This window comes from Candidatus Protofrankia californiensis, from assembly GCF_900634765.1.
GTDB classification, from domain to species: Bacteria; Actinomycetota; Actinomycetes; order Frankiales; family Frankiaceae; genus Protofrankia; species Protofrankia californiensis.
Genome location: NZ_CAAAFT010000135.1, coordinates 18,203 through 24,408, shown reverse-complemented (window position 1 = coordinate 24,408; position 6,206 = coordinate 18,203). Strand labels below are relative to the sequence as shown.

At 67.5% G+C, this 6,206-nt stretch carries 4 protein-coding genes and 1 pseudogene; 1 reads left to right on the top strand and 4 read right to left on the bottom strand.

Annotated features, from left to right (window positions below; all coding sequences use genetic code 11):
• The first annotated feature begins 543 nt into the window (after positions 1 to 543).
• Positions 544 to 3,102, top strand: coding sequence for an aminopeptidase N (pepN, locus tag DD1DGNOD_RS08210; protein WP_131769818.1), 2,559 nt, complete (start codon positions 544 to 546; stop codon positions 3,100 to 3,102).
• A 266-nt stretch (positions 3,103 to 3,368) separates the two neighbouring features.
• On the opposite strand, the gene DD1DGNOD_RS08205 is transcribed toward pepN, so the two are convergent.
• From DD1DGNOD_RS08205 to DD1DGNOD_RS08190, 4 genes and pseudogenes are all read right to left on the bottom strand, one after another.
• Complete coding sequence (locus DD1DGNOD_RS08205; protein ID WP_131765955.1) at positions 3,369 to 4,529, bottom strand: alkaline phosphatase PhoX; 1,161 nt, start codon at positions 4,527 to 4,529, stop codon at positions 3,369 to 3,371.
• 470 nt (positions 4,530 to 4,999) lie between these two features.
• Positions 5,000 to 5,416, bottom strand: coding sequence for a DUF5130 family protein (locus DD1DGNOD_RS08200; RefSeq protein WP_131765953.1), 417 nt, complete (start codon positions 5,414 to 5,416; stop codon positions 5,000 to 5,002).
• Entirely contained in the window at positions 5,403 to 5,882 is a 480-nt protein-coding gene (locus tag DD1DGNOD_RS08195) for a hypothetical protein (RefSeq protein ID WP_241255554.1), read from the bottom strand. Before DD1DGNOD_RS08195 ends, DD1DGNOD_RS08200 begins: the two co-directional genes overlap by 14 nt.
• A 2-nt stretch (positions 5,883 to 5,884) precedes the next feature.
• Positions 5,885 to 6,206 (bottom strand): annotated as a pseudogene (locus tag DD1DGNOD_RS08190) (4-alpha-glucanotransferase); the annotation flags it as partial.

Genomic DNA, 6,206 nt, shown 5'->3' with positions numbered 1-6,206 from the left:
GTCCGGCAGCACAGAGTCCGGCAGCACAGAGTCCGGGACGGCGGCATCCGGCACCGCGGCGTCCGGTGTCGGTACCCGCGCACGCGGTGTGGGGTCGCCCGGACGAGCACGGCGTCCGCGGCCGGTCCCCCACTTCACGGACGCTCCTGGTCGACCGTCACGGCGACCTCAATGATCGAACCCGTCACCCGCTTCGCCCCTTCCCCCGCGTCCATTTCCCGCATGGATCCTCTCCCCCGTCACCCTGCCCGACAATTCGGGCATTGAGCCCACAATCGCTCCTCGAACCTCCCGTATCAAACCCGACAGCAGATGTGCGGGGTAGCCATTCGCCGCCACGGGGTAGGTCCGGGTGGAGCCGGCACGACCGCCGCACGGGGCATGGGAGACTGAAGAACCCGTCGGACCCTCCGTCGCGCTGACCGGACCATCGGGTCGGGACGTTCGACACCTTGGCTCGGACCGAACAGACTCAGGCCAACGGACCGGAACCAACGGAGCAACCGGACGTCACCTGTCCGCCTCTGGATCGAAAGGACCTGCGTGTCAGCCAACAACCTCACCCGCGACGAGGCGCGTGAGCGCGCCCGGCTGCTCAATGTGTCCTCCTACGAGGCAAACCTCGATCCGACCCGCGGTGATGCGACCTTCGTGTCACGGACCGTGGTGCATTTCACCTGCACCGAGCCGGGCGCTTCCACCTTCATCGAACTGATCGCTCCGAGCGTGCACACGGTGACCCTCAACGGCCACAGTCTGACCACGGCCGAGGTGTACGACGGTAACCGGATCACACTGACGGAGCTGCGGGAGGTCAACGAGCTGGAGGTGGTGGCCGACTGCGCGTACTCGAAGACGGGCGAGGGACTGCACCGTTTCGTCGACCCGGTCGACGGTGGCGTCTACCTGTACACGCAGTTCGAGACCTACGACGCACATCGCATGTACGCATGCTTCGACCAGCCGGACCTCAAGGCGATCTTCAAGCTGTCGGTGGTGGCGCCGCCGGAATGGCGGTGCATCTCCAACGGCCGCCGTCTTGAGACCACCGACGCCGGGGACGGCAGGACCTTCTGGCTGTTCGAGCCGACGCCGGTCATCTCGACCTACATCACCGCGCTGGTCGCCGGCCCTTACCACGAGGTACGTGACCACCACGACGGGATCGACCTCGGCCTGTACTGCCGGCAGTCGCTCGCCGAGTTCCTCGACCCCGAGGAGATCCTCACCGTCACCAAGGCCGGATTCGACTTCTATCACCGCGTGTTCGACTACCGCTATCCGTTCGGCAAGTACGATCAGCTCTTCGTCCCGGAATTCAATGCCGGGGCGATGGAGAACGCCGGATGCGTGACGTTCCTGGAGGACTACGTCTTCCGCGCGAAGGTCACCGAAGCCCGCCGGGAGCGGCGGGCCGAAACCATCCTGCACGAGATGGCGCACATGTGGTTCGGCGACCTCGTGACGATGCGCTGGTGGGACGACCTGTGGTTGAACGAGTCGTTCGCCACGTTCATGTCGGTACTGGCCCAGGTCCGCGCGACCCGGTTCACCAACGGTTGGACAACGTTCGCGAACGCCGAAAAGGGCTGGGCATACCGGCAGGACCAGCTCTCCTCCACCCATCCGATCGTCGCCGACGCGGCGGACATGGAAGCCGTGCGCACCAACTTCGACGGCATCACCTACGCCAAGGGCGCCTCCGTCCTCAAACAGCTCGTGGCCTGGGTGGGCCAGGAAGAGTTCCTGACCGGACTGCGCTCGTACTTCCGCCACTACGAATACGGCAACACCTCCCTGCGCGACCTGCTCGACGAGCTGGAGAACGCCAGCGGCCGCGACCTGACGGTGTGGTCGGCGGACTGGTTGGAGACCACCGGCGCCAACACCCTGCGGCCACGGTTCGAAACCGACTCCTCGGGGCTGTTCACCGTCTTCGACGTGGTGCAGGAGCCGGCGTCCTCGCCCCCGACGGCGAGCGCGACCCTGCGGCCGCACCGGCTGGCGATCGGCCTGTACGACCGCGTCTCCGACGGTTCGCTCCAGCGCCGTGAGCGCGTCGAACTCGACGTGGTCGGCGCGCTGACCGAGGTGCCGAAGCTCATCGGAGCCCGCCAACCCGACCTGGTGCTGCTCAACGACGACGACCTCACCTACGCCAAGGTCCGCCTGGACGACCGCTCGCTGGCCACACTGATCGACTCGATCGGAACGATCCGTGAGTCGCTGCCGCGGACGCTGTGCTGGGCGGCCGCCTGGGACATGACCCGGGACGCGGAGCTGGCCGCCCGCGACTACGTCAAGCTCGTGCTGTCCGGTGTGGACGCCGAGGACGACATCGGGGTCGTACAGTCACTGCTGGCAAAGGCCCAGCTCACCATCAACACCTACGGGGATCCGGCGAACCGGACGCAGGCCCTGCGCGAGCTGTCCGCCCGCGTCGAGGATCTGCTGCGCACCGCAGCACCCGGCAGCGACCTGCAGCTGGTGTACGCGACCACGTTCGCCCACGCCGAAGACCCCGACCAGGTCGAACGGGTACGCGCGATCTTCGAGGGCACCGACGTGATCGACGGCCTCGTACTGGACACCGAACTGCGCTGGACGCTGCTGATCCAGCTGGTGGCGCGGGGTGTCTACGGCGTCGAGGAGATCGAGGCGGAGCTCGCCCGCGACCGGACGGCGACCGGCGAGAAGCGGGCCGCCAGCGCCCGGTCGGCCCGACCGACCCCCGAGGCGAAGGCGGCCGCCTGGTCAGCGGCGATCGACTCCGACACGTTGTCGAACCACCTGCTCGTGGCCACCCTGGGCGGTTTCTGGATTCCCGGCCAGGACGATCTGACCCGGCCGTACGTGAACCGGTTCTTCGCCGAGATCGGCGAGATCTGGCGGACCCGGACCTTCGACACGGCTCAGACGATCACGCAGATGCTCTTCCCGTCCGCGATCGTCGAGCCGGCGACGGTGGACGCGGTGGACGCCTATCTGGCCGAGGCCGATCCCGGGCCGGCACTGCGCCGGGGGTTGGTCGAGGGCCGCGACGGGCTGGTCCGCGCCCTGCGCGCCCGCGCCAAGGACGCCGAGGCCGCCGCCGGCTCCTGAGCCACCCGAGCACGCCGGCAACAGAACGTGATGAAACTGTAGCCAGCAGTCCGGCTGGGGGTACTTCCACCCCAGCCGGACGGGCCGCTGACATTCGGGAGTGGGTGCGGCCGTCCGTCCACCACCGGCGGCTCGACAGCCGGTGGTGGACGGACGTATCGGGAGCAGTGCCGATGCCGTCCCCGCTACAACGCCCGCCGAAATACAACGGCCTGCTGGGACACAACGCTTACCGGGATATGAAGTCCGCCGGTCGGTTCGACCGGTCAGACCCGGAAGGGGCCGGTGACCTCGAACGTGATTCCTCCGGAGGAGGAGCCGGACGTGCCCCGCTGGGACGAGAAGTACAGCCGCTGGCCGTTCGGGGTGAAGGCGGGTCCGGCGATTTCCGACGAGTTGTGACCCACCAGCCGCAGGAACGGGGCCACGATGTCGTCCGGAGTGATGATGCAGATCTCCAGGTTGCCACCGTCCTCGGCGACGTACAGGTCCCCGTACGTCGATCCGGTGATGTTGTCGACACCGGTCAGCGGGGCGGGGCCGGGAGACACCAGCGAGTCGTCGTAGGCGAGTTCGAACGTGTTGGTGTCGACGTGTACCTCCCATACCCGGTTGTCGCCCTTGGTGGTGAACCAGACGGTGTTGTTCGCGTAGTGACAGCCCTCGCCACCGTTGAAATGCTTCGCGCCGGAAACCTGGTTGCGGGTGGCGGTCGGTGAACCGTCCACGTCCGGAACGACCTGCCAGGTGAACGTTCCGGACGTGCCGGTTCCCGCGACCAGCACCTCAAGGGTGCCCGAGGAGAGGTTTCCCCAGGTGGTCGGGCGGAACCGGTAGAAACAGCCGTCGGTCTGGTCCTCGGTCAGGTAGACGACCTGGCGAACCGGGTCGGCCGCGGCTGCTTCGTGCTTGAAACGGCCCATGGCCGGGCGGCTCACAGCGGACGCGCCGGTGGCCGGGTAGGTTTCCCACACCCGTCCCGAGGAGGTCTCCTCGCACGACAACCAGGTGCCCCAGGGAGTCGCCCCACCTGCGCAGTTGGAGCTGGTGTTGGAAAGGATCCGCTGGGCCGAGGTGATGGTGCCGCTGGAGTTGAACCGCAGCACCGAGGCGCCACCGCCACTACTACCGACCTCGGAGTTCGACGCGTATATCCAACCCGTGCCGTTCGGGAAGACCGCACCCCCGTCCGGGGCGTTGTGCCAGGTATAGCTGGTCCCGGAGACCACCTGGCTGGAACGGGCGACGATGCGGCTGGTAAAGCCGGAGGGAAGCATGACGCCGTTGGCGTCGGCGGGCAACAGTGATCCGTAGGGGCTGGGACCATTCTGGGCGGGAGCAGCCAAGGCCGTGTCCCACATCGCTCCGGAGAAGGCGATGACGCCTGCTCCGGCAATGGTGGAACGCAAGAACGTCCGCCGTTCCATTGCTGACCTCCAAGATGCGGCAACAGCGCCGGGCCGAAGGCTGCGGATTTTCTGCTCTTTCGTCGCCGCCGGCGGCCCTTCCGGACGGGATTGTCCGCGCCGTCGGTAACACTAGGACGAAACCGGTGGACGCAGGAGGAACACGGCGATGAACATCCAGAAACCGTCCGAAAACGGAACGGAAAAGGAATGGAAACGGACGGCGTCCACCACTTCTCGGCCGGCAGCGAGGAGAAGGAATCAGGGTTGCGAACTTCGCGGGTACACGCGTGGACATGGCCATCCGCCGAGCACGAAAAAAATGATCGTACGATCTTCGGTCGACCGGAAGGTCGCTGAACAACAAGGTTCGATCAGCCTGTCGGACGGCTGGTGATATCAACCAAAACGCGCTGATCGGGCAGGTCGGACCGATGCCGGCCTACGGCGACACCGATCGCAATCCGAGTTGTGAACAATGCTCACGACTGTCAGACACGCGCTAACACCCCGGTCGGCCCGCCGGGGGAAACGGAGGGGTGCGGGCCGGCGGCGTCGGCCAGCTGGCGCAGGCCGTTGATGATCCCGTTGACGATGTCGCCGAGCGCGAAGCTGGAGGTCATCGTCAGGACGGCGAGCCCGGCAGCCTGGTCGGTGATGCGGTGCTTGGCCGCCTGCGTCGTCACGACGTGGACGAACCGCTGGCCGGGAGAGACCAGGACGACAACGGCCGGGTCGCTCGGGAGCTCCACCAGGTTGGCCAGTACCCGTTCGGCGAACAGCCTTGCGTCACCGTCGACGACGCCCACCCGGACGGTGAACCGGATGCCGGTCTGGGCCTGCGCCGCCGCCTGCGCCCGTTCGAGCCGATCACGCTGCTCCCAGGTGAAGGGCTCACCACGTGCCACTGGCACCGCCTGTACCGGGCGAGGCCACGTGCGGATGCTCGCCTTCGGCGGCCGCGGGAGGCTCGCCGATCCAGACCTCGTCATGCTCCCAGGAGTGCCCCGGCCGGTAACGGGACGGGCTGCTGTTGCGACTCGACAGCAGCGTGAGCGCGGTCGCGACAAGGAACCCGCCGACGATCGTCCCGCCGTAGATGGCCCAGGCCTCCAGCGGCGTGAGCGGAGCGGGGCTGTACCGGTCTCCGATGTCCTGCGCCAGCGCGGCGCCGCACATCGCAGGAATCGCAAGAAGAGCCATCACCACGACGGTGAGCACGCGGCGAGTGGTGGTGTGCCGAGGACGTCGACGAGTCACGTTGCGAAGGTTACCGGGTGATTGGCCCATGGTCGCCTGAAACCATGTCCACGCGGCACGGTACGGCGGCGCAGCCCCGCGACGCCGCGTCACCTCGTCCTTGGTCGCTGTCACACTCACCGGTCCTGTTCCCGCACACAGGCGAGCAGCCGGGCCAACCGGCGTACCTGCGGGTCGACCCGCAGGCGTTCCACGGTGACAGGTCGACCGTCGGCGTCGGTCACCGGCAGCCTCCAGTTCGGATAGGAGTCCACAGTGCCGGGCAGGTTCGGCTGACGCAGGTCGCCCAGGGCGTCACCCGGAGCCGCGAGCACGATCCGCGACGGCGAGCGGGCGAGCAGGCCGTGCAGGGCAAAGGCGACCTCACGCAGCATCGACGGGCCGAGACCAACAGCGGGATCAGGGCCAGAAGCGGGACCAGGGCCAGAAGCGGGACCG

Coding starts and splice junctions, on each gene's coding strand:
- DD1DGNOD_RS08205 (WP_131765955.1), bottom strand. CDS start 4,529: ATGGAACGGCGGACGTTCTTGCGTTCCACCATTGCCGGAGCAGGCGTC.